General features: G+C 69.9%; 21 protein-coding genes. 10 read left to right on the top strand and 11 right to left on the bottom strand.

Going from position 1 to position 25,759, the window contains the following annotated elements:
* Positions 1-2: 2 nt before the first annotated feature.
* Both AC07RV_RS01885 and AC07RV_RS01880 read right to left on the bottom strand, forming a co-directional pair.
* Positions 3-1,832 carry an ABC transporter permease gene (locus tag AC07RV_RS01885; protein ID WP_296779760.1) on the bottom strand — a complete coding sequence of 610 codons (1,830 nt, stop codon included), beginning with the start codon at positions 1,830-1,832 and terminating at the stop codon, positions 3-5.
* A 49-nt stretch (positions 1,833-1,881) separates the two neighbouring features.
* Positions 1,882-3,072 (bottom strand): ABC transporter substrate-binding protein, encoded by a 1,191-nt coding sequence (locus AC07RV_RS01880; RefSeq protein ID WP_296779758.1) that lies wholly within the window; start codon positions 3,070-3,072, stop codon positions 1,882-1,884.
* A 226-nt stretch (positions 3,073-3,298) separates the two neighbouring features.
* Here AC07RV_RS01880 and AC07RV_RS01875 point away from each other — a divergent pair, with 226 nt between their 5' ends.
* Positions 3,299-4,318, top strand: a complete 1,020-nt coding sequence (locus AC07RV_RS01875; protein ID WP_093345876.1) for an ABC transporter substrate-binding protein — start codon at positions 3,299-3,301, stop codon at positions 4,316-4,318.
* A gap of 4 nt (positions 4,319-4,322) precedes the next feature.
* Here the strand turns inward: AC07RV_RS01875 and AC07RV_RS01870 are convergent, their stop codons facing one another.
* On the bottom strand, positions 4,323-5,585 hold the full coding sequence (locus AC07RV_RS01870; protein WP_296779755.1) for a type II toxin-antitoxin system HipA family toxin: 1,263 nt from the start codon (positions 5,583-5,585) through the stop codon (positions 4,323-4,325).
* The gene (locus tag AC07RV_RS01865) at positions 5,575-5,892 is read right to left on the bottom strand and encodes a helix-turn-helix transcriptional regulator (protein WP_296779753.1); all 318 of its coding nucleotides are present in this window, start codon (positions 5,890-5,892) and stop codon (positions 5,575-5,577) included. Before AC07RV_RS01865 ends, AC07RV_RS01870 begins: the two co-directional genes overlap by 11 nt.
* A gap of 231 nt (positions 5,893-6,123) precedes the next feature.
* Between AC07RV_RS01865 and AC07RV_RS01860 the strand changes: the two genes are divergently transcribed.
* From AC07RV_RS01860 to AC07RV_RS01820, 9 genes are all read left to right on the top strand, one after another.
* Positions 6,124-7,035, top strand: a complete 912-nt coding sequence (locus AC07RV_RS01860) for a TauD/TfdA dioxygenase family protein (protein WP_296779750.1) — start codon at positions 6,124-6,126, stop codon at positions 7,033-7,035.
* 76 nt (positions 7,036-7,111) lie between these two features.
* Positions 7,112-8,494 carry an LLM class flavin-dependent oxidoreductase gene (locus tag AC07RV_RS01855; protein WP_296779748.1) on the top strand — a complete coding sequence of 461 codons (1,383 nt, stop codon included), beginning with the start codon at positions 7,112-7,114 and terminating at the stop codon, positions 8,492-8,494.
* A complete protein-coding gene (locus AC07RV_RS01850) occupies positions 8,491-9,699 on the top strand; it encodes an SfnB family sulfur acquisition oxidoreductase (protein ID WP_296779745.1) in 1,209 nt (402 codons plus the stop codon). Before AC07RV_RS01855 ends, AC07RV_RS01850 begins: the two co-directional genes overlap by 4 nt.
* A 31-nt stretch (positions 9,700-9,730) precedes the next feature.
* Entirely contained in the window at positions 9,731-11,341 is a 1,611-nt protein-coding gene (locus tag AC07RV_RS01845) for an ABC transporter substrate-binding protein (protein WP_296779742.1), read from the top strand.
* A complete protein-coding gene (locus AC07RV_RS01840; protein ID WP_296779740.1) occupies positions 11,338-12,357 on the top strand; it encodes an ABC transporter permease in 1,020 nt (339 codons plus the stop codon). The genes AC07RV_RS01845 and AC07RV_RS01840 overlap by 4 nt, the downstream gene beginning before the upstream one ends.
* Entirely contained in the window at positions 12,354-13,226 is an 873-nt protein-coding gene (locus AC07RV_RS01835; protein WP_296779737.1) for an ABC transporter permease, read from the top strand. The genes AC07RV_RS01840 and AC07RV_RS01835 overlap by 4 nt, the downstream gene beginning before the upstream one ends.
* Positions 13,223-14,266, top strand: coding sequence for an ABC transporter ATP-binding protein (locus tag AC07RV_RS01830; RefSeq protein WP_296779734.1), 1,044 nt, complete (start codon positions 13,223-13,225; stop codon positions 14,264-14,266). The genes AC07RV_RS01835 and AC07RV_RS01830 overlap by 4 nt, the downstream gene beginning before the upstream one ends.
* Positions 14,263-15,102, top strand: a complete 840-nt coding sequence (locus AC07RV_RS01825; RefSeq protein ID WP_296779731.1) for an NADPH-dependent oxidoreductase — start codon at positions 14,263-14,265, stop codon at positions 15,100-15,102. Before AC07RV_RS01830 ends, AC07RV_RS01825 begins: the two co-directional genes overlap by 4 nt.
* 4 nt (positions 15,103-15,106) lie before the next feature.
* Positions 15,107-15,931, top strand: coding sequence for an ABC transporter ATP-binding protein (locus tag AC07RV_RS01820; RefSeq protein ID WP_296779729.1), 825 nt, complete (start codon positions 15,107-15,109; stop codon positions 15,929-15,931).
* A gap of 20 nt (positions 15,932-15,951) precedes the next feature.
* Here the strand turns inward: AC07RV_RS01820 and AC07RV_RS01815 are convergent, their stop codons facing one another.
* The 7 genes from AC07RV_RS01815 to AC07RV_RS01785 all read right to left on the bottom strand — a co-directional run bounded on the left by AC07RV_RS01815 (position 15,952) and on the right by AC07RV_RS01785 (position 25,741).
* Entirely contained in the window at positions 15,952-17,571 is a 1,620-nt protein-coding gene (locus tag AC07RV_RS01815; RefSeq protein WP_296779727.1) for an ABC transporter substrate-binding protein, read from the bottom strand.
* A 30-nt stretch (positions 17,572-17,601) separates the two neighbouring features.
* Positions 17,602-18,408, bottom strand: a complete 807-nt coding sequence (locus AC07RV_RS01810) for a MetQ/NlpA family ABC transporter substrate-binding protein (protein WP_444814163.1) — start codon at positions 18,406-18,408, stop codon at positions 17,602-17,604.
* A gap of 158 nt (positions 18,409-18,566) precedes the next feature.
* On the bottom strand, positions 18,567-20,816 hold the full coding sequence (locus tag AC07RV_RS01805) for an alpha/beta hydrolase (protein ID WP_296779724.1): 2,250 nt from the start codon (positions 20,814-20,816) through the stop codon (positions 18,567-18,569).
* A gap of 419 nt (positions 20,817-21,235) precedes the next feature.
* Entirely contained in the window at positions 21,236-22,201 is a 966-nt protein-coding gene (locus AC07RV_RS01800; RefSeq protein ID WP_296779720.1) for an aliphatic sulfonate ABC transporter substrate-binding protein, read from the bottom strand.
* 33 nt (positions 22,202-22,234) lie between these two features.
* Positions 22,235-23,473: an SfnB family sulfur acquisition oxidoreductase gene (locus AC07RV_RS01795; protein ID WP_296779718.1), complete on the bottom strand. Its 1,239-nt coding sequence runs from the start codon at positions 23,471-23,473 to the stop codon at positions 22,235-22,237.
* Positions 23,470-24,495, bottom strand: coding sequence for an aldo/keto reductase (locus AC07RV_RS01790; protein ID WP_296779931.1), 1,026 nt, complete (start codon positions 24,493-24,495; stop codon positions 23,470-23,472). The genes AC07RV_RS01795 and AC07RV_RS01790 overlap by 4 nt, the downstream gene beginning before the upstream one ends.
* Before the next feature lie 61 nt (positions 24,496-24,556).
* On the bottom strand, positions 24,557-25,741 hold the full coding sequence (locus AC07RV_RS01785; RefSeq protein WP_296779717.1) for an LLM class flavin-dependent oxidoreductase: 1,185 nt from the start codon (positions 25,739-25,741) through the stop codon (positions 24,557-24,559).
* Between the last annotated feature and the right edge of the window lie 18 nt (positions 25,742-25,759).

The raw sequence follows: 25,759 nt of genomic DNA, 5'->3' as shown, positions 1-25,759 counted from the left end.
CTTCAGACGGTGCCCAGCAGGCCTTGCGGGCGGAAACGGATCAGCAGCAGCAGCGCGACGCCGTAGATCAGCATGCGGTACTCGGCGGTGACGCGGAACAGTTCGGGCAGGCTCACGAGCGCGACCGCGCCCAGCAGCGCGCCGCTGATGTTCCCGAGCCCGCCGAGGATCACCATGGTGAGCGCCAGGATCGAGATCTGCGAGCCGAAGGTCTCGTGGTTGATGTACGAATACATGTGGGCCGTGAAGGCGCCGCTCACGCCGGCCGCGAAGCCGCCGAAGCCGAAGGCCAGCGCCTTGTAGCGGTCGGGGCTCACGCCGTAGGCGCGCGCGGCCACCTCGTCCTCGCGCACTGCGCGGAAGGTGCGGCCCAGGTGCGAGCCCAGCAGCCGCCACTGCAGCAGCGCGAGCAGCACCATGGCGCCGAACGAGGCCCAGTAGATCGCGCCGTTCGACGAGGCGTCGCGCCCGAACAGCGACAGCGGCGGTATGCCCGAGACGCCGATCGGCCCGCGCGTGAGGCTCTCCCAGTTGAGGATGGTGAGCGCCACGATCTCGCCGATGCCCAGCGTGGCGATCGACACGTAGTGGCCGCGCAGCCGGAAGGCCGGGAAGATCAGCGCGGTGCCGATCAGCGAGGTGAGGATGCCCGCGAGCACGATGCCGGTGCCCACCGGCAGGTGCAGGTCGAGCACCAGCAGCGAGGAGGCATAGGCGCCGATGGCCAGCAGCCCCGCATGGCCGAGCGAGATCTGGCCGACGGTGCCCGCCACCAGCGTGAGGCTCAGCGCCAGCGCGGCATAGAGCCAGGCATTGGTGAGCGTCTGCAGCAGGTAGGGCGAGGGATCGAACAGCGGCAGCAGCACCGCGGCAGCGAACAGCGCCACGAGCAGGCGGCGCGGCACGTGCCAGGGCTTGCTCGGCGCGATGAAGGTGCCGGTCAGCGGCTCGGGCGGCAGCGCGCGCTTGCGGCCGAACAGGCCGTTGGGTTTCCACACCAGGATCGCCAGCAGCAGCGCGAAGGCGAACAGGTTGCGATAGGGCGTGCCCAGCAGCGCCACGCCGTAGCTCTCGATCAGCCCCAGCAGGAGGCTTCCGACTATCGCCCCGGGCACGTTGCCCACGCCGCCGACCACGGTGGCCACCACGCCCTTGAGCGTGGCCTGGAAGCTCATCGCGGGGCTGATGTTGTTGTAGTACATGCCCACCAGCAGGCCCGACAGCCCGCCGAGCGCGGCCGCGATCGCGAACACGGTCTGGTTCACGCGGTCCACGTCCACGCCCATCTGCTGCGCCGCATCGCGGTCCTGCGCGGTGGCGCGCACCGCCCAGCCCAGCCTGGTGAAGCGCAGGAAGCCGAACAGCACGGCCGCGCTCGCAAGGCCGATGCCCGCGATCAGCAGGTCGAGCGCGCCGATGGTGCCGCTGCCGACCTGCAGCCGCCAGTCGGGCAGCGCCGTGGGCAGCGCGCGCGGGTCGGGGCTGAAGACCAGCTGCACCAGGATGTCGAGCACGAAGCTGATGCCGATGGTGGCCAGGAGCGGCGCGATGCGCGCCGCGCCCTGTAGCGGGCGCAGCCCCACGCGCTCGATCAGCATGCCGAGCGCGCCCGAGCCGAGCACCACCAGCGCGATCGTCACGGGCAGCGGCGTGTGCAGATAAGTGATCGAGGCCCAGCCGATGTAGGCGCCAACGGTGTAGACCGAGCCGTGCGCGAAGTTGATCAGGTGCGAGACGCCGAAGATCAGCGCCAGCCCGACCGCCAGCAACGCATAGATGTTGCCGATGATCAGGCCGTTGACCGTGTAGTCGAAGAAGGAGCCGAAGTTCATCGAAGGACCGCCCTCTCCTCACGGAAAGGCGCGCCGTGCGCGAGCACGCTCATTTGGTCGAGGCCAGCGCCGCCTTCTCGTCGAGCTGCGCCCACTTGCCGTCCTTCACCACCAGGTTCACGCTCTTCACGCCGATCACGCGGCGCGTCTGCGGATCGAAGCTGGCCTTGCCGAAGATCACGCTGGGCACGTCCTTGATCTTGTAGAAGGCATCGCGCACCGCCTTGCGGTCGGCATTGGGGCCGGCCTGGCGCAGCGCGGCGGCCGCGTACACCACGGCGTCGTAGGCATAGGCGTTGAAGGCGTCGGGTTCCTTGTCGTACCTGGCTCGGAAGCTCTTCACGAAGTCGCGCACCTCGGCGCGCGGCTCCTCGGGGAAGAAGGCGGTGTTGGTGTGGATGCCGTTGACCGCGGCACCGCCGAGCTCGATGAACTTGGGCGAATAGACCGAGCCCACCGCCGCGATCGGCTGCTTCAGCCCCACGCTGCGCACCTGGCCCGCGATGAGCGCGCCGTCGGGGTAGTAGGAGATCAGCACCAGGCCGTCGGGGTTGGCATCGCGCACGCGCACGAGCGTGGAGCGGAAGTCCTTCTCGTCGGGCTGGTAGCCCTCGGCGATGGCGAGCTGCGCACCGCGTTCCTGCGCGGCCTTCACCAGAACGTCCTTGCTGGTGCGGCCCCAGTCGGTGTTGAGATACAGCACCGCGATGCGCTTGAAGCCCAGCGTCTTGACCGCGAGATCGGCCAAGAGCGGCTGCGCGTCGGCCTGGCTGATCGACGGGCTCCAGATGTAGTCGCCGCCCTTGGTGAAGTCGGGGTGCGAGTTGGTGAAACCCAGTTGCACCAGGCCCGCGCGCTGGTAGATCGGCGAGGCCGCCATCGAGGCCGGGCTCGAGAAGTCGCCGAGCTCGATCAGCACGCGCTTGTCGTTCACGAGCTTCTGCGCGATCGCGACCGACTGGCGCGGATCGCTCTGGCTGTCCTCGAAGTTGTAGGCCAGCGGCCGGCCATGGATGCCGCCCTGCGCGTTGATGTGCTCGAGCGCGAGGTCGAAGCCCGCCTTCCACTGCGCGCCGTATTGCGCATTCTGGCCGGTCAGCGGCCCGCTGACGCCGAACCAGACGGGCTCGCCGCTGGCCGGCGCGGCCAGGACGGGGGCGGACAGCGCGAAGGCGGCGCCGGCCAGCGACAGCGCGGCGATCCGGTGCAGGAAGCGTTGGCGGGAGATCGGTGTTGGCATGGTGTGGGGGTCCCGGGGCATGAAGATCAGGCCGGCCATTCTTCGCGTTGCCCGGGGCCGCTGGAACGAAAAAAAGCGCTGCGCGATATGCGTTTTCCGAGCAAGGCACGGCGCACTTTTCGCGCTCTTGCAGGCCGGACATATGCATGACTGAAAACATTCGTTGGATAGGCGCGGACCGCGCTCGGACACTCGCCGCTTCGAATATTCCGGTGGAGAAGCCCTGATGACCGACTCTCTTTCCTCGCGCCTGCCGCCTTCGCGCCGCAGCGTTCTTCAAGCCGGCGCCGCTGCCGCCGTCGTGGGCTCCGCGGCCCTGCTCGGCGCCTCGGCCTGGTCGCAGCCGCGCAAGCTGACCTTTGCCTGGAGCCAGGCCGGCTTCTGCCTCGCGCCCGTGCCGGTCGCGCTCGAGCGCGGCTTCTTCGAGAAGAACGGGCTCGACGTCGAGCTGCTGAACTGGGCCGGTTCGTCCGACCAGATGCTCGAGGCACTGGCCACCGGCAAGGCCGATGTCGGCGTGGGCCTGATCCACCGCTGGGTCAAGCCGTTGGAAGCCGGCTTCGACGTGAAGGTGGTCGGCAGCGTGCACGGCGGTTGCCTGCGGCTGGTGGGCGCCAAGGCCGCCGGCGTGACCACCGAACTCGCGAGCCTCAAGGGCAAGACCATCGGCGTGTCGGACCAGAACAGCCCGGCGCGCCAGTTCTATGCGATCCATCTCGCGAAGAAGGGCATCGACATCGACAAGGACGTCGACTGGCGCGTCTATCCGGCCGACCTGCTCGACATCGCCGTGAAGAAGGGCGAGATCCAGGCCATTGCCGACGGCGACCCGAACGTCTACCTGATCGAGAAGCGCAACCCCGGCGTCTTCACCGAAATCGCCAACAGCGCCAAGGGCGAGTACGCCGAGCGCCTGTGCTGCATCGTCGGCGCGCGCGGCGAGTTCGCGCGCAACGACAAGCCGCGCGCCGCCGCCACCGTGCGCGCGCTGGCGCAGGCCTCCGACTACGTGGCCGAGAACCCGAACGAGTCGGCGCGCATCTATGCCAAGTACGCGCCCAAGGTCGCGGTGGAAGACCTGCAGAAGCTGTTCACCGAGCTGACCTACAAGCACCATCCGGCGGGCAAGGCGCTGCGCAACGAGGTGGAGGCGTTTGCGACGGACTTCCGGAATGCGGGGATCCTGAAGAAGAGCACGGACGTGGTTCGGTTCGCGAACCACGTGTCGTTGGACGTGCTGGCTTGAGGGGCTACAGGCCGGGTGGCTTCTCGAAGAAGAAGCAGTCCGGCAGGATGGCCGGCGCGATGTGGTCGATGTCTTTGGCCGACACGCCGCAAGCGAAGAAGCCGTCGCGCCAGTGCCGGATTCCATCGACCAGCCGATCGATGTGCCCGCGCGCCTCTTCGGTCGACAGACCGAAGCGCCCGGCCTGCGACAGCAGGTTGTAGATGCTGGCCGTGCGGCCGTGATCGCCGACGGTCAAGGCCAGGTCGCGCCGCTCCAGGCTGACCATGGGCGCGGGCACGAGGTCGTAGGCCGGGGACAGGCGCCATCCCTTCTGCCTTCGCAGCAGGGCGTGGTTGCGTGGATGATCGTCGTTGTTGGTCACGGCGGCATTGAAGACCATCCGCCTGAACAGCTCGGTGCAGTCGGCTTCCGGCTTGTCGGACCAGCGACGCAGGTTGTCGGCCAGCAGCGGGTAGGACCAGCGTTCCCGGTCCAGGTGGCTGTCGCCGCAGTCGAGCACCGTCAGCCCGCTGACGAGACCGAAGCGCAGATAGCCGTCGTCGGTGTGGTCGCGATCGAAGCGCTGCAGCATCAGCACGTCGCTCTGACCGACCGCTTCCAGCTTGGCCTGGGTGACGTTCAGGCCGCAACGGCGCGCCAGGTCCAGCGTCGCGAACTCGACGCGCTGCAGATTGAAGCGATCGCCTCTGGCGGGAAACTTGCCGAGCCAGAGGCTTTGCGCGTCCTCGATCGTGGCCTTGGGCCGCGCGCCGCCCATGCTGGTGCCTGGATCGAGCTGTTCGAGCAGATGCGCGGCCACCGGTCGGCCCTCTTCGATCGCCTGCGTGGCCGCGATCAGCTCGGCCAGTTGATGCGTGCGGTTGTAGTGCCGCCTGGGCGCGGGCGGTTCGACCTTCAGGCCGAAGCTCAGGTAGCCGGCCCCGTCCTGTGGCCCGTGCAGCAGATAGTCGATCTCCTCGAGATCGCCCGCGCTGCGCTCGAGCTTGTGCTCGATCACCCGCCGTCCCCAGGCGTCGGGGCCGGCGTCCCGCACCGCGCCCGGAATTCCCTTGAGCTGCGTGAACTCGAAGACCTCCTTGGCGAGGGGCAGGCGGAAGGGATCGAGCGCAACCGCTTCCTTGCGCTGAAGGTAACGGTCACCGTAGCGAAAGCGACCGATCCGCGTGCCATCGGCCAGTGTCTGCACCCGGAGCAACGCCGCCGGCACCGTCTCCAGGGTGCCGGGAAGCTGGATGTAGACGTAGGCTTCGCGCTCAGAAGTCATAGTCGTCGCTCGTCTTGCGGACCTTGCCCGCGCGCGTGGGTCGGTGGGATGCTTCGAGCGCCTTGCCGTGCAGATCGCCGTCGGGATCCGCCACGGCGTCCAGGGAGTTGTCGAGGCCCAGCGCCCACAGCACGGTGAAGCACACGCCGATCGCCGTACCCGGCTTCCCGAGTTCCAGCGCGGTGAGGGTGTTGCGGTTGATGCCGGCCTTGCCTGCCAGATCGGCCACCGACCAGCCACGACGTATGCGTGCGACACGGATGCGCTGCCCCAGCCGCGCAACATGCTCGGCGGCTTGGGTGGGCATCGAGAAATTGCTCATTCAGTTAGGCATAAAGTCACTAAATGCCCATTATATTAGGCATTTTGAGCTGATGGCGCAAGCAGGAATACAAGCTCGGCGGGACGGGTTCGGATCGGCCGCTCGCCCCCGCTTTTCCGTATATCCACATGCGCAAAGAGCGCATGCAACCCATGCGAACTTTCCTAGCATCGGGCGCAGCATCCATTCCACCCAGCGCGCCCGCGCTCCCACGCCATGTCCTCCGTGCTTGCCGCCGAACGGCCGACCGTTGCCGAACCTTCTTCCGTTGTCCCGTTCAGGATCGCCGCGATCGACGCATCGCTCGGCGCCGAGGTCACAGGCCTCGATGCCACGCGCCCGGTGCCGACCGCGCAGGTGCGTGCGCTCAAGGAGGCGCTGCTCGACCGGCATGTGCTGGTGCTGAAGGAACAGCAGCTCGACGACGCGCAGTTCGAGCGCCTGGCCAGCTACTTCGGCGCCGTGTTCCGTCCGCCGTCGAACGTGCCGGTGCTGGGCTCCGATCCCTACGGCGGCAACACGCCCGACATCGTGCGGGTGTCGAATGTCGATGGCGGCGTGCTCGGCCATGACGAGCTCGCGGCGCATGCCGACCACCACTGGACGCCGGTGCCGTCGTCGGGCTCGCTGCTCTACGGCATCGAGGTGCCCTCGGAGGGCGGCGACACCACCTGGTACAACCTCGCGGCCGCCTGGGACGAACTCGACGCCGGCACGCAGCGCGAGATCGAGCACCTGCGGCTCATCACCTACAACCCCTTCCTGCGCAAGCTCAAGCCGCTCACCACCGGCTTCCCGCTCTACCGCACGCCCGACATCACGCCGCTCGAGCCCTTCGAGGTGCATCCGCTGGTGCGCACCCATCCGGACAGCGGCCGCCGCATCCTCTACCTGGGCGCGCGCACCGAGGTCGAAGTGGTGGGCGTCGATCCGCAGTACGGCGCCGCGCTGATCGCGCGCCTGCGCCAGCACCTGCTGCAGCCGCGCTTCGCCTACACGCACCGCTGGAGCGTGGGCGACATCGTCTACTGGGACAACCAGGCCACGCTGCATGCGCGCAGCGCCTTCGACAACGGCGAGCGCCGCGTGCTCAAGCGCATCAGCCTCTCGGGCAGCCGCCCGTACTGACACCGCCACCGGCACTTCCCACGCGCACCGCCATGCGCGCCACCGCCCCGCGCGGCGGCGCGCGCGCGAGCCAGCCATGCCCCTTCCCCGCCGTCCCATCCTGCTGAACGCGTTCGACATGAACACGCCCAGCCACCTGACCCACGGCCTGTGGCGGCATCCGCGCGATCGCGCCACCGACTACAAGCGGCTGCCCTACTGGCTCGACCTCGCGCGCACGCTCGAGCGCGGGCTGTTCGACGGCCTGTTCCTCGCCGACGTGACCGGCATCTACGACGTCTGGGGCGGCAGCCCCGAGGCCGCGCTGCGCCACGGCATCCAGGTGCCGATCAACGACCCGGCCGTGCTCGTGAGCGCGATGGCCAGCGTCACGCGCCACCTGGGCTTCGGCATCACGGCCACCATCGCGGCCGAGGCGCCGCATGCCTTCGCGCGCCGCATGTCGACGCTCGACCACCTGAGCGAGGGCCGCATCGGCTGGAACATCGTGACCGGCTTCCTCGACAGCTCGGCGCGCGCGCAGGGCGCGGACGCCGCCACCGGCCACGACCGGCGCTACGACCTGGCCGACGAGTTCATGACGCTGGTCTACCGGCTCTGGGAAGAGAGCTGGGACGACGACGCGGTGATCGCCGACCGCGAGAGCGGCATCTATGCCGACCCCGCGCGCGTGCGCGCCATCCGCCATGCGGGCGAAGGCTGGCGGCTCGATGCGGTGCATCCCTGCGAGCCTTCGCCGCAGCGCACGCCGCTGCTGTTCCAGGCCGGCGCCTCGGCGCGCGGCACGGCCTTCGCGGCACGCCATGCCGAGGTGGTGTTCGTGCCCAACCAGGGCCTGGCCGCGACAGCGGCCGTGGTGCGCAAGCTGCGCGCGGCGCTGGCCGAGGCCGGGCGCGATGCCGATGCGGTGCGCTTCGTGACCACGCTGCTGGTCGTGACCGCTGCGACCGAGGCCGAGGCCCGCGCGCGCTACGAGGAGTACCGCCGCTACGCGCAGCCCGAGGCCGGCCTGGTGCAGTTCAGCAGCGCGATCGGCCACGACCTCTCGCGCCATGGCCTCGACGACGCCATCGGCGGCGGCAGCGCCGACGCGATCCAGAGTTCGGTCGCCTCGCTCAAGGGGCCCGGCGGCGCGCCGCTGACCCCGCGCGCGCTGCTCGCGCAGATGCCGCTGGGCGCGCGCCATGCGCCCGTGGTCGGCACGCCCGCGCAGATCGCCGACACCATCGAGGCCTGGGTCAGCGAGGCCGGCATCGACGGCTTCAACCTCGTGCGCACCGTGAGCCCCGAGGGCCTCGAGCATTTCGTCGACCTCGTGGTGCCCGAGCTGCAGCGCCGCGGCCTGCACAAGCGCGCCTATGCCGAAGGCAGCTGGCGCGAAAAGATCTTCGGCCCGGGCCGCGCCCGGCTGCCGTCCTCCCACACCGGGGTGCGGCGGCGCACCTCCGCATCGCCATGACAGCTCCCTCCTCCCTCTCCACCGGCCCGGTCCACGTCGTGCGCGACGATGCCGAGGCCCTCGTCATCGCGCGCCGCCTCGCGGCCGACTTCGCCACCGGTGCCTCCGAACGCGACCGGCAGCGCCGCCTGCCCTTCGAGGAGGTCGAGCGCTTCTCGGCCAGCGGCCTCTGGGGCATCACGGTGCCGCGCGCCTTCGGCGGCGCCGCGGTCTCGCATGCCACGCTGGCCGAGGTCACGGCGCTGATCTCCGAAGCCGATCCCGCGCTCGGCCAGATCCCGCAGAACCACTACTGCCTGGTCGACGCGGTGCGGCTGATCGGCGATGCGCAGCAGCAGAAGTTCTTCTTCCGCGAAGCGATCGAGGGTCGGCGCTTCGGCAACGCGGTGTCGGAAAGCGGCACCGCCAACGCCAAGGTCGTGACCGCGCGGCTGCGCGCCACGCCCGAGGGCCTGCGGCTCGACGGCCGCAAGTTCTACTGCACCGGCGCGCTGTTCGCGCACTGGGTGCCGGTCGCGGCCAAGGACGAGCAGGACAAGCAGGTGCTGGTCTACGTCGCGCGCGAGGCGCCGGGCCTCGAGGTCGTCGACGACTGGAGCGGCTTCGGCCAGCGCACCACCGCGAGCGGCACCGTCACGGCCGACAACGTCGCGGTCGGCGCGCTGCAGGTGCTGCCGCGCGCGCAACTGTTCGAGCCGCCGACCATCCACGGCCCCTTCGCCCAGGTCCTGCACGCCGCCATCGACCTCGGCATCGGCCGTGCCGCCATGGCCGACCTGCACCATTGGGTGCGCGAGCGCGCGCGGCCCTGGCCCGATAGCGGCGTGGCGCGCGCGGCCGACGATCCGCTCACGCTCGCACGCGTCGGCCGGCTGGTGATCCAGCAGCATGCGGCCGAGGCGCTGCTCGAACGCGCGGGCCACGCGCTCGACCGCGCGCGCGACGAGCCCGGCGCCGAACACGTGACCGAGGCCTCGATCGCGGTCGCCGAGGCCAAGGTGCTGAGCACCGAGTTCGCGCTCGAGGCCGCCACCGCGCTGATCGAGCTCGCGGGCACGCAGTCCACGCTGGCCGAGCACAACCTCGACCGCCACTGGCGCAATGCGCGCACCCACACCGTGCACGACCCGGTGCGCTGGAAGCCGCATGCCGTGGGCAACCACTGGCTCAACGGTGCCAGCCCGCAGCGCCACGCCTCGATCTGACTTTTCTTCGCTATCTCCGAAAGCCATCACCATGGACCGTCGCCGTTTCATCCAACAAGGCAGCGCCGCCTTCTCGCTCGGCACCGTCGCCGGCACCAGCCTGCCTCTGTCGGCCTGGGCCCAGGCGCGCAAGGACACGCTGCGCGTGCTCTCGGAGGGCGCGCCCAATTCGCAGGACCCGCACGGCGAGGGCGTGAGCCGCGAATCGCTGGGCCTGTTCTTCAACGTCTACGACCGGCTCGTCAACTTCGACCGCGCCCAGCTCTCACCGGGCGTCTTCAAGTACGACTACGGACGCTTCCGCGGCGAGCTGGCCAAGCGCTTCGAGACCAGTGCCGACGGCCGCACGCTGACCTTCTTCCTGCGCCGCGACGCCACCTTTCACGACGGCAAGCCGGTGACGGCCGCCGACGTGAAATGGTCGCTCGACCGCGCGGTCTCGCTGCCGGCCAGCAAGCGCCAGCTCGCGACCGGCTCGCTCGAGAATCCCTCGCAGTTCACGGTGGTGGATGCGCACACCTTCCGCATCGCGCTGCCGCGCGCCGACCGCTACACGCTGCCGAACCTCGCGCTGAGCTTCGCCTCGGTGCTCAACAGCGAACTCGCGAAGTCGCACGCCACCGCTGCCGATCCCTGGGCCACCGAATGGGTCAAGGCGCACGAGGCCGGCGGCGGAGCCTTCCGCATCGAGAGCTTCACGCCGGGCCAGCAGGTGGTCTACACCCGCTTCGACGGCTGGAAGGGGGGCAGCGCGCCGCAGTTGCGCCGTGCCGTGTTCCAGGTCGTGCCCTCGGCCTCCAACCGCGTCGCCGCCTTGCTCAAGGGCGATGCCGACGTGGCGCTGCAGTTGCCGCCCAAGGACCTCGATGCGCTGACCGACACCACGCGCGCCAAGGTGGTGTCGGTGCCGGTCACGACCAGCTTCCGCTTCGTCGCCTTCAACACCCAGGCCAAGCCCTTCGACGACGTGCGCGTGCGCCAGGCCATCGCCTACGCCCTGCCCTACACCACCCTGCTGCGCGGCGCCAACCTGGGCCGCGGCGAGGCGCTGTACGGCGCCCGGCCCGGCAAGCCCGCGAGCAGCCGCTTTCCGCAGCCCTATCCCTACGACACCCAGTTGCTCAAGGCGAAGGAGCTGCTGGCGCAGGCCGGCCATCCGCAGGGCTTCAAGACCAGCTTCAGCTACAACGTCGGCGACGCCACGCTGGCCGAGCCCGCGGCGCTGCTGATCCAGGAGGCGCTGGCGAAGATCGGCATCGCGCTGAGCATCGAGAAGGTGCCGAGCGCCCAGTGGGGCACGCTGCAGACCGAGAAGAAGCTGCCCTTCTTCATCGACAGCTCCTCGGCCTGGTTCAACGACCCCGACTACTTCTTCCGCATCTTCTTCCAGGGCGACTGGCGCTGGAACTTCGGCTCGTTCAAGAACGACGAGCTCGCCACGCTGCTCGAGCAGGCGCGCTGGGAGACCGATCGCGCGAAATACGACCGCGCGATCCAGCGCGCGATCGAGATCGCCTTCGAGCAGGTGCCGCTGGTGCCGCTGTGGCTGCCCACCTTCGAGGCGGCGCTGCAGCCCGACCTGCAGGGCTTCACCTACTACATCCATGGCCAGGTGGACTTCCGGCCGCTGACGCGCTCATGAGCTTCGCGCGGCGCGTCGTCTCCAGACTCGCGGCCACCGTTCCGGTGCTCGCGGGCACGGCCGTCTTCACCTTCGTGCTCACGCACGTGCTGCCGGGCGACCCCGCGGCCTTCCTCGCCTCGGGGCCGAATGCCGGGCCCGAGGAGATCGCGCAGATCCGCGCGCGCATGGGCCTGGACCTGCCGCTGCCCACGCAGCTGTGGCACTACCTGCAGGCGCTGGCGCACGGCGACTGGGGCCAGTCGCACACGACGGGGCAGCCGGTGCTGACCGACCTGTGGCAGCGCCTGCCGGCCTCGCTCGAGCTCACCGTCGCGGCCTTCGTGCTCACGCTGCTGGTGGCGCTGCCGCTGGGCACGGCGGCCGCGCTGCGCCCGCGCTCGTTGTGGGACCGCGCCTGCACCGTGCTCACCGTGGGCGGCAGCTGCGTGCCGAGCTTCGTGATCGCGCTGCTGCTGGTCTATGTCTTCTACTTCCTGCTGGGCTGGGCGCCCGAACCCACGGGCCGCATCGACGCGATGATCGAGCCGCCGCCGGTGCGCAGCGGCTTCATGCTGCTCGATGCCGCCCTCTCGCTGCGCTGGGATGCCTTCGCTTCCGCGGCCGGCCGGCTGCTGCTGCCGAGCGTGGCGATGGCGGCCTTCTCGCTGGCGCCGGTGGCGCGGCTCACGCGCGCGTCGCTGCTGGGCGTGCTGCGCAGCGACCCCGTGCGCACCGCGCGCGCGCTCGGCCTGCCGCCGCGCGCGGTGCTGGCCGGCGCGCTGCACCTGGCGTTGCTGCCGGTGGTCACCAGTGCCGGCATGGTGTTCTCGTACATGCTGAGCGCCAACGTGGTGATCGAGAAGGTGTTCGCCTGGCCCGGCATCGGAAGCTATGCGCTCGACGCGCTGATGGCGGCCGACCATGCGCCGCTGCAGGGCTTCGTGCTGCTGGTGGCGCTGATGTTCGTGCTGGTGAATTTCGCGATCGACCTGCTGCACGAGCGCATCGATCCGCGCGTGGGGAATGCGGCATGAGCGCGGTGCCGGGCAAGTTCGAGGCAGATGAGCGGCCGCGCTGGCGCCCGCGCGGCAACGAGGCGCTGGGCCTGCTGCTGCTCGCGCTGCTGCTGCTCGCCGCCATCGCCGGCCCCGCGCTCGCGCCCTTCGATCCGCTGGCCACCGACGTGCCCGCGCGGCTGCAGCCGCCGAGCGCGCTGCACTGGTTCGGCACCGATGCGCTGGGCCGCGACCTGTTCTCGCGCGTGCTGGTGGCCGCGCGGCTCGATCTCTCGATGGCCGCGGGCGCGGTGCTGCTGTCATTGGCGGCGGGCAGCGCCATCGGCGCGCTGTGCGGCTTCGTCGGCGGCCGGCTCGACCGCTGGGTCGGCCGGCTGGTCGACGTGCTGATGGCCTTCCCGTTGTTCGTGGTGGCGATGGCGCTGGTCGCGGCCTGGGGCAATACGGTGATCAACATCGTCTATGCGACGGCGCTGATCAACCTGCCCTTCTACATCCGGCTCGCGCGCAGCGAGGTCGGCGTGCGGCGCGGCGCCGGCTACGTGCTGGCCGCGCGGCTCGGCGGCCAGGGCCCGGCGCGAGTGCTGTTCGGCGTATTGCTGCCGCACGTGCTGCCCATGCTCGCGGTGCAGGGCTCGATCAACCTGGGCTGGGCGCTGCTCAACGGCGCAGGCCTGTCGTTCATCGGCCTCGGCGTGAAACCGCCGACGCCCGAATGGGGCGTGCTGGTGAGCGAGGGCGCGCCCTACATCATCACCGGCCAGTGGTGGCTCGCGGGCTTCCCGGGCCTGGCGTTGTTCATGGCCGTGGGCTGTTTCACGCTGCTGGGCGACGCGCTGCGCGACCGGCTCGATCCACGCGGCGCCGCCGACCGGAGCGGCCCATGAGCGCGCCGCTGCTCGAGGTCGATGCGCTGAGCCTGCGCTTCCACGGCGCGCAGGGCGCGGTCCACGTGCTCGACCGCGTGAGCCTCGAGCTCGCGGCCGGCGAAACCCTGGGCCTGGTCGGCGAGAGCGGATCGGGCAAGTCGGTGACCGCGCTGGCGCTCGCGGGCCTCCTCGATGCGCAGGCCGACGCGGCCGCGCGGCGGCTGCGCTTCCAGGGGCTCGACCTGCTCGACGGCAGCGGCCGTCCGGCGCGCGCGGCCTGGGATGCGCTGCGTGGCCGGCGCATCGGCTTCGTGTTCCAGAGTCCGCGCCGCGCGCTGCATCCGCTGCGCACCATCGGCGACCAGCTGCAGCAGGTGCTGCGGCTGCACCGCGGCCTGTCGGCGCGCGCCGCGCGCCAGGCCGCGCTCGAATGGATCGAGCGCGTGGGCCTGCCCGAGCCCGAGCGCCGGCTGCGCGCTTTTGCCCACCAGCTCTCGGGCGGCCAGTGCCAGCGCGCGATGATCGCGCTGGCACTGGCCGGCGAGCCCGAGCTGCTGATCGCCGACGAGCCGACCACCGGCCTCGACGTGATCACGCAGGCGCGGGTGCTCGACCTGCTGGCCGGCCTCGCGCGCGAGCGTGGCCTGGCGACCCTGCTGATCACCCACGACCTCGCGCTGGCCGCGCAGCGCTGCGACCGCATCGCCGTGATGCATGCGGGCCAGGTGGTCGAGACCCTGCCCCCGCGGCACCTGCGCGAGGGCGCGGCCCATCCCTACACGCGCCAGTTGCTGCGCGCCACGCCGCAATCGGCCAACACGCTCGATGCGTTGCGCGGCGTCGATGGCCGCCTGCCCGATCTCGCACGCACCGACCTGCCGGCCTGCCGCTTCGCCGAGCGCTGCCCGCAGGCCGAGGCGCGCTGCCGGATGCAGCCACCGGTCGCGCAGCGGCAAGGCACCGCGCACCGCGTGCATTGCTGGCTGCCGCTGGCGCCGGCCGCGCGGCCCGGCGCCGAACATCCCGTCCATCCGACACCCGAAGCAGTCCCCGCATGACACAGCCCACATCCGACACCCTGGCCTCGCTCTTTCGCAGCCGCTACGGCGGCGAGTCGCCGCGGTCCGCGCCGCCATCGGCCAACCTCGTGCTCGAAACCCTGCTGGCCCACCGCTCGGTGCGCGCCTTCGATGCCGAGCGCGCGCTGGCGCCGGGCACGCTCGAATGGCTGATCGCCGCGGCGCAGTCGGCGTCCAGCTCGTCGAACCTGCAGACCTGGAGCGTGGTGGCCGTGGAAGACCCCGAACGCAAGGCCCGCATCGCCGAGTACGCGGGCCGGCAGGCACAGGTGCGCGAGGCGCCGCTGCTGCTGGTGTGGCTGGCCGACGTCGCGCGCCTGCGCACGCTGGCCGACGACGCTGCGGTGCCGATCGAGGGCGCCGACTTCCTCGACACCTCGCTGATGGCCGTGATCGATGCCGCATTGGCCGCGCAGAACGCCGTGACCGCGGCCGAATCGCTGGGGCTGGGCACCGTCTACCTCGGCGCGATCCGCAACCGGCCCGAGGAGGTGGCGGCCGAGCTGGGCCTGCCGCCCGGCGTGTTCGCAGTCGTCGGCCTGTGCATCGGCTGGCCCGATCCGGCGCGGCCCGCGGCCATCAAGCCGCGGCTGCCGCAGCGCGCGGTGCTCTCGCACGAACGCCATGCGGCCAGCGACACCGTCGGCCATGTGAAGCACTACGACGCGACCATGCAGTCCTTCTATGCCTCGCAGGGCATGCCGGCGGTGCGCTGGAGCGACCATTCGCTGGCACGCCTGCGCGACCCCGCGCAACTGCGCGGCCGCCACCGTTTGGTGGAGGCGCTCGCCGCGCAGCGCATCGGGCTGCGCTGATCCCATGAGCGAGTCGCAAGCGCTGCTGCGCGTCGAGGACCTGCACGCGCGCCATGCGCTGCCCGCGGTGCCGGCCTGGGGCGGTCTGTTGCATCGCCGCCGCTGGCTGCCGGCCGTGGACGGCGTGAGCTTCGCGCTCGCGCGCGGCGAAGCGTTGGGCCTCATCGGCGAATCGGGCTGCGGCAAGTCGACCCTGGCATCCGTGCTCGCGAGGCTGGCCGATCCGCTGTCGGGCCGGCTGCTGTTCGACGGCATCGATCTGGCCACCGTGCGCGCCGGCCAGGCGGCCGAGGCGCCCTGGCGCCATCGCATCCAGATGGTGTTCCAGGACCCCTACGAAAGCCTGGACCCGCGCCGCAGCGCCTTCGACGCGATCGCCGATCCGCTGCGCCGGCTCGCGGCGTTCGACGGCGCCGCGCTGCGCGAATGCGTGCTGCAGACAGCGCGACGCGTGCAGCTCGGCGACGAGCTGCTGGCGCGCCGGCCGCACCAGCTCTCGGGTGGCCAGGCCGCGCGCGTGGGCATCGCGCGCGCGCTGGCGCCCGCGCCCGAGCTGCTGATCCTCGACGAGCCCACCGCGGCGCTCGACGTCTCGGTGCAGGCCGGCCTGCTCGCGCTGCTGGCGGGGCTGCGCCGCGAGCTCGGCCTGGCGATCCTGTTCATCTCGCACGACCTCGGCGTGGTGCGGCTGCTGTGCGAGCGCGTGCTGGTGATGCGTGCTGGGCGCATCGTCGACGAAGGTGCGCCGCAGGCGCTGTTCGAGCGCCCGCGGCATCCCTACACCGCCGAGCTGGCCGCGGCGGTGCCGCGCTTTCCGGCGGCCGCCTGAGCGGCCGGCCCGGCGGGGCTTCAGGGCTGGAAGTACAGGTCCGCGAAGCTCCCGCGGATGTGCTCGCCGGTCGGCCCGTAGTCGCGCACCTTCTTCGCGAGCACCGTGATCGCCGGATTCGCGCCCAGCTCGATCGAAGGCACGTCGCGGTGCACGATCTGCTGGAAGTCGACGAAGAGCTGGCGCCGCCTGGTCTCGTCCACTTCCACGGCCGCCGCTTCCAGCAGCCGGTCGACCTCGGGATTGACGTAGTGCGCCGCGTTCGAGAACGGCAGCCCGACCTTGAAGTTCTTCGACCAGAACACGCGCTGTACGCCCACCGTGGGATCGAACAGGTTGGTGAGGCTCTCGAGCGTGATGTCGAAGGCGCGCTCGGTGTAGGCCTTGGTCACGTAGGTCGCGAAGTCGTAGCTCTCGACCGCGGCGTCGATGCCGATGCGGCCCAGCGACTGGCGCACGAAGTCGGCCGCGCGGCGCTCCTGGAACGGGTTGTAGAGCACCCGCAGCTTGAGCCGCGTGCCGCCCGCGCCGCGCTTGAAGCCGGCCGCGTCGAGTGCCGCCTCGGCCGCCTTCGGGTCGTAGGGATAGGGCTGGATGCTCGCATCGTGGTAGCGCGAGATCCCCTTGCCGATCGGCGAGGCCGAGGGCGTGCCCAGGCCATACCAGACCGTCTTGGCGAAGGCATTCACGTCGATCGCCTGAGCAATGGCACGACGCACCTCCACCTTCTGCAGCGCCGGCGTGTCGAGGTTGAAGTAGATCTGCTGGTGACTGCCCAGGTAGGGCGAGACGCGCGTATCGATCTCCACGCCCGGCAGCTTGCGGAAGCGCTCCACGTCCGACAGCGGGATGCCGCCGGTGCCGTTGGCCAGGTCGGCCGCGCCCGACTCGAGCGCCGCGGCGCGCGCGGCGGCATCGAGCACGAAGCGCACCACCACGCGGTCGAGATACGGCTTGGGCTTGTCCCAGTAGTTCGGGTTGCGCTCGAGGATGATGTGGCTGCCCTGCACCCACTCCTTGAACACGAAGGGACCGGTGCCGATCGGCTGGCTGTTGTACTTGCTCGCCGCGATGTCCGTGCCTTCGTACAGGTGCTTGGGCACGATCGGCGATTCGGTCGCGGCCAGGGCCGTCAGCAGGAAGGGCGCGGGCTTGCTCAGTACCACCACGGCCGTGTAGGGATCGGGCGTGCGCACTTCCACCACGTTGGCGAAGGTGCCGCGGCCGCGCGGATGCACCTGCTTGAGCGTGAGGATCGAGAAGGCCACGTCGGCCGACGTGAAGTCCTTGCCGTCGTGCCACTTCACGCCCTTGCGCAAGGTGAAGGTGTATTGCAGGCCGTCCGCGCTCAGCGACCAGGCGGTGGCCAGCAGCGGCTTGGGCTTGAGCTCGTAGTCGTAGGTCAGCAGGCCTTCGACGATCTTCGGGCCGATCTCGGCATTGCCGCCGGCCGTGGTCGTCAGCGGAACGATGGAAGCGGGCACGGGATTGACCAGCCAGTTCAGCGTGCCGCCCTGCCGGGGCTGGGCCCAGGCCGCGGGCGCGCCCAGTAGCGCGAGGGCCGAGAGCGCGGCGGCGCCGGCGGCCAGCGCGCGGCGACGCAGCGGGCCGATGTTCTTGTTGCGAGAGGGAGATGTCATGTTCGGATGCGTGTGGCCAACGAAGCTCGCTCAGAACGCCGGGATGACCGCGCCCTTGTACTTGTCCTGGATGAACTTGCGTACCTCGGGCGTGTGCAGCGTCTTCACCAGCTTGGCGATGGCCGGCGACTGCAGGTTGTCCTTGCGCGCCGCGATGAAGTTGGCGTAGGGCGAATTTCGGCCGTCCTCGATGAACAGCGCGTCGCGGCCCGGATCGAGCTTGGCCTCGAGCGCGTAGTTGGTGTTGATCAGCGCGAGGTCCACGTCGGGCAGCGCGCGCGGCAGCTGCGCCGATTCGATCTCGCGGATCACCAGCTTCTTCGGGTTCGAGACGATGTCGCGCGCCGTCGACTTGATGTTGCTTGGGTCCTTGAGCTTGAGCAGGCCCTGCCTGGCCAGCAACGCCAGCGCGCGACCCGAGTTCGACGGATCGTTGGGGATCGCCACCACCGCGCCCTCGCGCAGGTCGGCCGTCTTCTTGATCTTCCGCGAATAGGCGCCGAAGGGCTCGATGTGCACGTCGCTGTTCGGCACCTCGACGATGTCGGTCTTGCGGTCCTTGTTGAAGGAATCGAGGTAGGGACGGTTCTGGAAGAAGTTCGCGTCGAGCTGCTTGTCGCCGACCGCGAGGTTGGGCTGCACGTAGTCGTTGAACACCTTGACCTCGAGGTCCACGCCCTGTGCCTTGAGCTGCGGGCGGATGAATTCGAGGATCTCGGCATGCGGCACCGGCGAGGCCGCCACGCGCAGCGTCTCCTGCGCCTGCGCGGACATCGCGCCCAGACCGGCCACCGACAGCACCATCACCGAGAAGGCGCGCTGAAACGAAAACGTCATGGTTGGAATTCCCTCATCGTCAGAAATGAAAAACGCCGGATCGCCCTGTCCTCGCAGGAAGGTCCGGCGCTGCGCAGGTTAGCGGCGCGATGCCGCCCTCCCAAGCGATGAATCGGCGCTTGCTTATGTGATTTGCGAGCAAGCGACGGGCATGATCCTCAGTTCATGCGCTGCAACAGCACATCGGTCACCGCCACGCTGCCCGATGCCTTCGGGAACCGCAGCGTGACCTGCTTGATGTGTGCGAGGTCCACGCCATGCAGCGCGAAGGCCTTAAGCGGAACCGCCACCATGTTCAGCAGCGGCCGGGTGGTGCCGGTGTCGGCATAGATCGCGTCCGCGGGCGCGTCGACCAGCGGGATCGCGCCGTCGGGCTTGCGCGCGATGCCGTAGAGCGCGTCGCTGAAGTCGCCGCCCTTGATCGCGGCCTTGCGATCCTGCGTGTCGGTCAGCGCGATCTCGACCTCCTGGCCGATGGGAGCCACCACGGCGACGCGCAGGCTCAGCGTGTCGAAGCCCTGGGTGGAGAGGTCGCCGGTGTGGATCGTCATCGCGGCGCCGGCCGCGGTCCATTGCAGCTGGGCCTGGTCCGTGATCGACCAGGTCAGCAGCGTCTTCGCGTCATAGCTGAAGTCGTACAGCGCGCCTTCCTTGAACAGCCGATCGACGGCGAGCTGGCTCACGGGATCGCTGCATGCCGCGTCGCGATCGGATTTGAGTGCGAGGAAACGGCATTGCACGGCCTGGCTGAACTTCTCGTAGGCGGTCGACAGCCCGCTCGGATTCCTCGCGCTGGCGTCGGGGCTGCGGAAGTTCTGCAGCAACTTGCGCTGCGCGGCCGGTTGGTGGATCGTCAGCACGGCGCGCTCGTCGCAGCTGTTTTCGCCCACCGGGCAGCCCGCGGCCGGGATCGGCGCCTGTCCTTTCCAGTACGGCGCGAACTGGAACTCGTCGCCGACGAAGTAGCGCATGAACGACTCCATCAGGAACTGGCCGTTGCGCCGCTGGTCTTCGCGGCTCAGGCGCAATGTTTCCGCCTCCGCGGCCTTGCAGTAGAGCGGTGCCCGAATCTGCGAATCGTCGGTCTTCGACCAGTAGTCGTTGTAGAAGTTGTGGTTGGCGCCCCGCACGAGGACCTGGTACTTGGGCGCGCTGTCGTCCTCGGCGGTGTAGCGGCTCTCGTCGAAGATCTGCCCGCCTTCGAGCGTGTAGACGTCGCCGTCGCAGCTCGGCAGCAAGGTCATGAACGGCACGTGCGTGACGCGCGACAGCTGCTTCTTGTTGATCGCCGCCAGCGAGAAGACAGCGCGGATGCGATGCGGCAGCCCGGTGACCGAGGGCAGCACGACCCCGGAGCGGCGCAGCTCCTCCTCGGATGCGATCTGCTGCAGCCACTGCTCGCTGTTCGCGTTGATGCGCCGCAGCACCGTGTTCATGTTCCTGAGCGCGGCATCCGCCTTCTCGAGGGCCAACTGCTCGGCGTCGAGCCTGGCCTTGGCATCGAGCGCCTCGCGCTGCAGCCGCTCCACCTCCTGGGCCAAGGCATCGATTTCCGACGATGGCGCGGGCGGCGACCGGTCCTGCGCGGCCTTGAGCTGGAGTTTCGCCAGCAGCAGCTGCACGGCCGCGTCGGTGGAGGCGGTCAGGGCCTCGTCGACCCGTTTCTGCGCCGCCTCCTGCGCGGCCTGCAGCGGCAGGGCCGCCAGGCGCAGGGCGCGTGTCGCCTCGATGTTCTGGTAGCTGATGCCCACGCGCTGCCGGTTGAGTTCCACCGCATAGGCCACCGCTTCGGCGCCGCGCGAATGCCCGATCAGGCCCACGCGCTCGAGGTCCATCTTTCCCTTCAGCCCCGGCAGCGCGACGCCGTTGAAGACGCCGCTCTCGTTGCCTTCGCGCAGCAGGTCGAGCGTGGTCATCAGCAACTGCCCGCGCGCCAGCGCACCGGCATCCGAGGCATTACCGTTGAGCCCGTTGATCTTTCCCGCGTCGATGGAGAGGGCCACGTAGCCGTTCTCGGCGAGGCTCTTCTGCAGGTAGTCGTAGCCCTTGGCGTTGTTGAGGTCGGAAGCGTCATGCATGCCATGCAGGAACACCACGACCGGATGGCCGCCGCTGGCCGAAGGCTGGACCTTCGATGTGCCTTGCACGCTGGCCGGCCCTGTCGGATAGCGCACCGTGCCCTGCAGCGGCACCGTGTAGATCACGTCCTTGTAGCGCGCATCGGAAACGGCCGTGGTGCCGAAGCCATAGACGACCTGTTCGGAGGACAGGTAGCCACCCTTCTCTCCGAAGGGCACGGTCGCGGTGAAGCGGGTGACGACGGAAGGATCTTCCGGCTCGGGCGGGGTGGTCACCGGAATCGTCGGCGCCGGGTCTGCCGTTCCGCCGGTGACGGGGGTCGCGGGCACGGGTGGAACCAGGGCCAGGGATCCCGCACCGCCATCGCCTCCTCCTCCGCATCCGCTCGCGAGCGCGAATCCCAGAAGCACCGCGCAGGCTTTCAACAAGCGCATGCAACGCTGTCCATTCATTGATCTTCTCCCAGACATTGTTTCGACGATGGGAGCGATCCGCGATCGAGGCACGACTCGCTCCGAGTGGTGTCCGATTCGCGCATGCGGTTCTGTCGATGCGTCGCCGAGCGACGCCTGTCTCTGGTGGTGTGCGCATCTCGCCATTGCGGACCGCGCGGAGAAGCAATTCACATGCCTTTTAGAAAGGCCATGGAATCAGTCGCAATTGATCTGAATTGCCGTTCTTTTAATTAATATCCAGGCAATTGACCGGCTTCATCGACGCGCGATCCTGTACGCCTGTTCGGCGAAGCTCAGCCGCGATCCGCGTCGTCCCAGACCGCCTCGCGCACCGCGACCGACTTCGGCAGCACGCCGAGCTTGAACAGCCGGTCGGCCGTGCGCTGCTGCGAAGCGAGGATCGCGTTCGACAGCGGCACCACGTCGAAGCCCGCATTGGCGTTGACCTCGGTCACCACGTCCAGCGGCATGCCGGTGGCTGCCGCAACCGACTTCGCGACCTCGGCGGGGTTGGCCCTGGCCCAGCGGCCGGCCTCGGCCGATCCATCGATCAGCGCCTTCACATGCGCGGGCCAGGCCTTGGCGAAGCCGGTGTTGGCGAGCAGGAACGAGGCGCTGTCCTCGAGCACGTCGCCCTGCCACGCGATCACGCGCGTTCTGTTGCGGCGGCGCGCGATGGTGAAGTACGGGTCCCAGATGGCCCAGGCATCGATGTCGCCGCCATCGAAGGCGAAGGCCGCGTCGGCCGCGCCCAGGCCGATGCTGGTCACGGCCTTGATGTCCAGCCCCTGGCGCTCGAGCGCGGCCGCCACCAGGTTGTGCGAGCTCGATCCCTTGGCATAGCCGATGCGCCGGCCCTGCAGGTCGGCGATGCTGCGGATCGGCGAATCCTCCTTCACGAGGATGCCTTCGGAGCGCGGCGTCGAGGGCTGCGCCGCCACATAGGCCACGCGCCCGCCCGAGGCCTGCAGGAAGATGCAGCCCACGTTGCCCGCATTGCCGAAGGCGACGTCGCCGGTGTCCATGGCCTGCAGCAGGTTGAGGCCCGAAGTGAACTCGGCCCATTCGATGCGGATGCCCAGCGGCTCGAAGCGCTTCTCGAACACCTTGAGCTGCCGCGCCACCAGCGGAATGCCGGTCTTCTGATAGCCCAGCGTCAGGGTCGATCCCTTGAGGCCGGTGGCGGCGCTCCAGGCGGAAGGAGCGGCGGCCAGCGAGGCGGCGCCCGCTGCGAAGGTGAATTGGCGGCGGGTCAGCATGGCGGGGGTCGATTCAGCGAAGGAGGGCCAGGGTCACAGCGCACCCGCGCTCTCGGGCAGGATGCCGTTGAGCAGGTGGTCGCCGACCACGGTGAACTTGTGGCGCACCGGGTCGTGCAGCGTGTGCACGCGCGCGTTGCGCCAGTGGCGGTCGAAGGCGTGCGGCGCCTGCGCCGCGCGCGTGCCGCAGAGCTCGAACAGCTTGCTCGAGGCATGCAGCGCGATCTCCGAGGTCAGCACCTTGGCTTCGGCCACCGCGAGCGAGGCCGCGGCGCGGCGCTCGCGGTCGGGCCGGGCGATGGCCTCGTCGAGCGCGAGGCCCGCGCGCTGCGTCATCGCCTCGGCCGCATGCAGGCGGATCTGGATCTCGCCGACCTGCGCGATCACCAGCGCATCGACGATCGCGCGCGGCGCGCCGGCCGGCTGCGCGATCGATGCATGCTCGCGCAGGAAGCGCACCGTGTCGTCGAGCGCGGCCTGCGCAATGCCGAGGTCGATGCCCACGTGGCTGATCTGCGAGACCGCGCCCATCGGCTGCTCGCTGTAGGCGCGGTGGATCGGCAGCACGCAGAGATCGGGCAGCAGCACGTCGTCGAGATGCACGCGGCCGCTCGCGGTGGTGCGCTGGCCGAAGCTCTGCCAGTCGTCCTCGATGCTCAGGCCCGGCGTGCCCGCCGGAATGATCGCCACCGTCTTCTCGCCGGCCGCGTTCAGGCCGATGGCGGACACGTAATGCGCGAACAGCGCGCCGGTGGCGTAGATCTTCTCGCCGCGCAGCAGCCAGCCTCGGGGCGTGCGCTCGATCCGCAGCGGCTGCACGGCACCGTCGCGCGGCGCATCGACGTTGGCATTGCCGAAGCGGCAGCCGCGCAGGATCTCGCCGAGGAAGAAGGCCTTCTGCGCCTCGCTGCCGATGGTCGAGAGCCAGAACACGGCGCTGTTGTGGTTCTGCTGGATCTGGCCGATCGAGGCATCGGCCGCCGACAGGAGCGCGAACACCCGCGCCACGGTGGCGTACGACACGGCCGCGCCGCCATGAGCGCGCGGCAGGTTCATGGCCCACAGGCCGGCGCCCGAGACCTGGTCGAGTTCGCGCTCTGGCAGCAGGCGCTGGCTGTCGCGCGCGGCCGCGCCTTCGGCCAGCGACCTGGCCACGCGCTGCGCGGCTTCGAGCACCTCGGCGTCGGAGTGCAGCCGCTGCGCCGGCTCGACACGGCGCGCGGTCCGCGGCAAATCCGCCCGAACCTCGATCGATGCGGCCAGCGCGCTCATGGCGCCGCGCGATGCCGCGGCTTTCGGCCGAAGAACGGGTGGCTGGGATCGTTGAAGCCCGGGCGCGACGAATGGCCGGTGGTCACGAGGCCATCGACCAGCGCTTCGTCCGCGTCGGTGAAGCGGTACTGCAGCGCGGGCACGTAGTCTTCCCATTGCTCGAGCGTGCGCGGCCCGGCGATGGCCGAGGTCACGAGCCGGTTGTTGAGCACCCAGGCCAGCGCGAACTGGCCCGGCGTGATGCCGCGGCCCTCCACATGCTCCTTCACGCGCTGCGCGATCTCCAGCGATTCGGGGCGCCATTCGGTCTGCAGGATGCGCTTGTCGTCGCGGCCGGCGCGCGTGCCGGGCGGCGGCGCCTCGCCGGGCCGGTACTTGGCCGTGAGCACGCCGCGCGCGAGCGGGCTGTACGACACCACGCCGAGGCCGTAGTACTCGGCCGCGGGCAGGTGCTCGGCCTCGATCTGCCGGTTCGCGAGGTTGTAGAGCGGCTGCGTCGCCACCGGCCGGTCGACATTGAGCGCATCGGCGGTGCGCGCGAACTCGGCGATCTTCCAGGCGCTGTGGTTCGACAGACCGTAGCTGCGCAGCTTGCCCGCGCGAATCAGGTCGCCGAGCGCGCGCACGGTTTCCTCCACCGGCGTCTGGCGGTCCTCGCGGTGCAGGTAGAGCAGGTCGATGTGGTCGGTGCCCAGGCGCTTCAGGCTGGCCTCGACCGAGCGCACGATGCCGTGGCGGCCGGTGCTGCGGTTGTTCGGGCCTTCGATGTCGGGATCGGCATTGGCGAACTTGGTCGCCAGCACCCAGTGATGCCGGTGCGCCGCGATCAGCTCGCCGACCACCGCCTCCGACTGGCCCTGGTTGTAGGCATTGGCGGTGTCGACGAAGTTCACGCCCTGCTCGCGCGCGCGGTCGGCGATGCGTTGCGAGGTCGCGCGGTCGGTCTGGCCGCCGAACATCATGGTGCCGAGGGTCAGCGGCGAGACGAGGATGCCGCTGCGGCCGAGCGGCCGGTAGTCGATGGTGCTCATGGGAGAAGGAAGAAGAGAGGTAGGAAGAGGCGGCGCGCGTGACGCGCCGGAATCAGAAGCGCAGCCCGGCCTGCTTCATCAGCGGCAGGATGCGGTCGCCAAAGAATTCGAGATCGGGCTTGAAGTCGTAGAAGCTCAATTGCAGGCCGTCGACACCCGCGCGCTTGAGCTGCACGAACTGCTCGACCACCTGCTCGGGCGTGCCGATCACTTCGATGTTGCCGCCGATGGCACGCCGCTTGGCGGCGTCGTTGCCGACCCGTCCGCGCCACGCATGGGCGTCGCTGTCGAAGCGGTTGAAGCTGGCCTGCGGGTCGACGTCGGCATGCGCCACGATCGCATCGTGGTAGGCCCAGGTCTCCTTCTCGGTCGCGCGGCTGATGACCATGGGATTGAGCAGCGTGCGCACCTCGCGGCCCACGTCGCGCGCGGCCTGCTTCACGCGCGCCGTGTGCGCCGGCAGCGCCTCGATCGCGCTCGGGAAGCTCGAGCCGGCCGGGCTCGTGATGAAGACGATGTCGGAATAGCGCGCCGCGAACTCGATGCCGGCGTCGGAGCCGGTCGCGTTCACCAGCACGGGCCGCCCGAAGCGCGGCTTGGGCGACACGAAGGCACCGTCGAGCTTCCACGACGACTCGCCCTTGAACGACCAGTTCTCGGTGTCGGCCCACAGCCGCTGCACCGCCTCGAGGAACTCGGCCGCGAGCTCGTAGCGCCGGTCGTGCTCGATACGCTGCGAGCCGAACATCTCGTGCTCGACCGCGCGATGCCCCGTCACCACGTTGATGCCCCAGCGCCCGCTCGAGATGTGGTCGAGCGTGGCCGCGTACTTGGCCAGGTGCAGCGGATGCAGCGGCCCGTAGAGCACGTGGATGGTCGAGATCAGCAGGATGCGCTGCGTCACCGCGGTGAGCGCCGCCGTCGTCATGAAGGAGTCGAGCGCGTTGCCGTTGAACACCCCGCCGTAGCCGCCCTTGGGCAGCCATTGCGAGAGCGCGAACACCAGGTCGAAACCCAGCCGTTCGGCCTGCAGCACCAGGTCGCGGTTGTAGTCGAAGCGCCAGTCGGTGGTGCGCGGCAAGGTCGACGCGCTCCAGCCCCCGGCCTGGATCGGCAGGAACAGGCCCAGCAGCACCGGCTGCTCGAAGGCGCGGGAGATCGGGCTGGCGGCGAATTCGGTCGGCGCGACGAAGCGCTCCCATCCGGCGATGGCGCCGGGTCGGTGTGACAGGGACATTGGAGGATTGCTTTCTGC

The sequence above is a fragment of the Variovorax sp. GW821-FHT09B01 genome (genome assembly GCF_059418345.1).
The sequence above is the reverse complement of the archived record's forward strand: the minus strand, read 5'-3'. Positions and strand labels throughout refer to the sequence as shown.